The sequence below is a fragment of the Streptomyces sp. genome, assembly GCF_050698815.1.
Taxonomy (GTDB): domain Bacteria; phylum Actinomycetota; class Actinomycetes; order Streptomycetales; family Streptomycetaceae; genus Streptomyces.
Genome location: NZ_JBOHCV010000026.1, coordinates 1 through 2,796, shown reverse-complemented (window position 1 = coordinate 2,796; position 2,796 = coordinate 1). Strand labels below are relative to the sequence as shown.

The window sequence follows — 2,796 nt, the reverse complement described above, 5'->3', positions numbered from 1 at the left end:
CGCCGGGCCGCGTCCCACCTGCTGGCTTCGCGTCACGAACTTGCACGAGCAGGTGCTCTTGCCCTGGAACGGCACAGTGATTCCCTGCGGTGATAACCGCGGTTCTCTGACCGATGTGTCGTCAGGCCTCGACGGACAGACCGTCCGTGCGGGGCGCTGGGGACTGCGTCGGCCAGCGCGTAGAGAGAACTGTCACGATGAGGGATGTGGCGATGAGCAGCGACAGAGCGGTGCGCAGGCTGGTGGCGTCGGCGATCCCGCCGATCAGTACTGGGCTGACGATGAACGCGCTATAGCCGAAGGCGGTGGTCATTGCCACGGCCTTTCCGGAGTGGCCGGGGGCGCTGCGTCCCGCCAGTGACAGGGCCATTGGGACGACGGGCGCGACGGCGGCACCGACGACCAGCAGCCCGCCGATCGCCAAGGCGGCATCAGCGGTGGTGACAACTGTGATCATCCCCGCGGCAGCCAGTATCCCGGCGCAGAACAGGAGCCTCCGCTCTCCCCACCGCTTCTGCAGATGGGCGGAGCCGAGACGGCCGAGCAGCGAAGCCAGGTGGTAACCGCCGATACCGATACCCGTCAGCACACCTTCGGAGGCGTTCCAGCGAGTGAGGAAGACGCCCAGGAAGCTCTCCAACGCGCCGTCACCGAAGAAGGCGGCTGTGACGAAGGCGATCGCGAGTACGACGCCGAAGTTGCGCCACACGCTTCGCTTTGGTCCGGTCGAGGTCTTCTCCTCGGCGGTGGTGTTCCAGGGCGGCAGTGACGTTCCGGCGACCACCAGAGCGCCGAGCGCGAGAACGACGGCCAGAAGGAGATACACCGTACGGAAGCTGACGCCCGCCCACAGCAACAGTGCGCTGCCCAGCGCTCCGAGTAGAGCGCCCAGGCTGAACCCGGCGTGCAGACCCGTCATCACCTGTCGGCCGTAGGCGCGCTCGTAGTCGGAGCCGACCGTGTTGGCGCCGAGGTCGATGAAGCTGACCATCAGGCCGTACAGGATAAAGACCAGGACAAGCGCCGTCATTGAGTGGACTTGGGTGAGCAGCGCGAACGCGGCGGCAGTACCGCCGAGGCCCACGAGCAGCACGAGCCGGCGACCGAACTGGTCGGCCAGGTGGCCACCCCCGAAGAGTGTCACGATCCCTGCTGCAGCCGAGGCGCTGACAGCCGCACCGAGGGCGCCGGGTTGGAGGTTCAGGGCACCGGCGAGTCGGGGGAGCTCGACCGCCCACACGCCGACGTGGAAGCCCAGGACAGTGAAGATGCCAGCTACCAACAGGAAGTGGCGGCGCCGCTCGATCCGCACGGATCGGGGCACGCTGGTGGATTGCGAAGACAAGATGGACTCCAGCGAGGATGCGGAAAGGGAACCGCGTCCAGGCAGCACTGGGCCTCCGGCGATGAGGCCGGGCCTTCATGTGCGGGAAGGACGCGCGGGCTCACCGCGCGCGGGGAGTCTCCCCTTCGCCGAGGTCACCCTCTTGTGCTCGAGTCATGCCGCGACGGTACCCAACCGGCCGTCAGCGACGCTACCCGGAATAGCAGCCTGCCGGACGGTGGCCCGCCCACTGTCGGCGATGGCGTGTATGGGGTGCCCGTCCAGCCGCAGCGTGATGGTGCGGCCGGCGAGAGCGAACCGATGTGGTGGCGCGACTGCCAGGTGCACGAGTCCGTCGAGGTCGACCTTCCGCTCGACCTCGACCGGATCACCGGCGCCGAGGATGGCCTGGCCGCTGCGGGCCCTGGGCGGCGCAGAGGGGGTGCAGGTTCGGGACCGGCCGCACTCGACGATCACGCTCACCTCGGACACGTACACGAGTCTGTTACCCGAAGTGGATCACGAAGTGGCCGAGGCCGCTGCCCGGCTGGTCCCGCGGGCCCGCCGCAGGACGCCGTGAATCCCGGTCAGAACGTCTCTGACCTCAGGGCGGTGGTGGGGCGGGTGGGACTCGAACCCACGGCCGACGGATTATGAGTCCGCTGCTCTAACCGGCTGAGCTACCGCCCCATACGCCGCGACACGCACATCTGTGCGCGCCACGTCTGCCGCAGCATAGCTGCTAGTACGATCTCCCGCCCGTGCCGGGTGGAGACGTACGAGGGGGAGGACTTCGCGCACCGGGTGATCGGTTCCCGACTCTCCCGACGGACTTGTCCGGCAACGAAAAAGAGCCCCAGAGGGGCTCTTTCGGTTGCTCCCGCGACTGGACTCGAACCAGTAACCTGCCGGTTAACAGCCGGCTGCTCTGCCGATTGAGCTACACGGGAATGCTCTGCTCGGACGCGCCCACCTGGTCCTGGGGGCGTTCCCTTGCCGCGGGCCATACATTAGCGCATGCCAGGGGGTACTCCGAAATCGGTATCGGTGCGGCCAGGCGTCCATCGAAGCTGAGGGAACCGAGAGAACCGAGAGAAGGGTGGAGCCATGCGTTACCGGCTCACGTTCGTCGCTGGACTGGCTGTCGGGTACGTGTTCGGCACGCGTGCCGGCCGCGAGCGCTACGAGCGGTTGCGGAAGAAGGCACAGCAGTTCGCCGAGAACCCGGCCGTGCGTAACGCGGCCGAGAGTGCCGCGCAGACCGGCCGCGAGGCCGCTTCGAAGGCTGCGGGGGTCGTCTCGGAGAAGGTCGGGCACCGGCTGCCCGACTCCGTCAACGAGAGGGTGCGCTCGCTCCGCGATCACCGGACGCCGCTGGACGACGACTGGGGTACCAGCAAGACATGACCCCTGCGGTGATCCGCACGTGACCCACGTGTGCTCGCGGCGGGCGGGCCGGAATCACTCCGGCC

The 2,796-nt window shown here is 67.9% G+C and carries 3 protein-coding genes and 2 tRNA genes; 1 reads left to right on the top strand and 4 read right to left on the bottom strand.

Annotation, left to right across the window (positions count from 1 at the left end; genetic code table 11):
* Window positions 1–121 precede the first annotated feature (121 nt).
* The 4 genes from ACRDP3_RS00890 to ACRDP3_RS00875 form a co-directional block, all read right to left on the bottom strand.
* Window positions 122–1,324, bottom strand: coding sequence for an MFS transporter (locus ACRDP3_RS00890; RefSeq protein ID WP_431514838.1), 1,203 nt, complete (start codon window positions 1,322–1,324; stop codon window positions 122–124).
* 174 nt (window positions 1,325–1,498) lie between these two features.
* Entirely contained in the window at window positions 1,499–1,816 is a 318-nt protein-coding gene (locus ACRDP3_RS00885; RefSeq protein WP_431514839.1) for a hypothetical protein, read from the bottom strand.
* A gap of 121 nt (window positions 1,817–1,937) precedes the next feature.
* Window positions 1,938–2,014: transfer RNA gene (locus ACRDP3_RS00880), tRNA-Ile, on the bottom strand.
* A 187-nt stretch (window positions 2,015–2,201) separates the two neighbouring features.
* Window positions 2,202–2,274, bottom strand: a tRNA-Asn gene (locus ACRDP3_RS00875).
* A 157-nt stretch (window positions 2,275–2,431) separates the two neighbouring features.
* Between ACRDP3_RS00875 and ACRDP3_RS00870 the strand changes: the two genes are divergently transcribed.
* On the top strand, window positions 2,432–2,731 hold the full coding sequence (locus ACRDP3_RS00870; RefSeq protein WP_431514837.1) for a YtxH domain-containing protein: 300 nt from the start codon (window positions 2,432–2,434) through the stop codon (window positions 2,729–2,731).
* Window positions 2,732–2,796 lie beyond the last annotated feature (65 nt).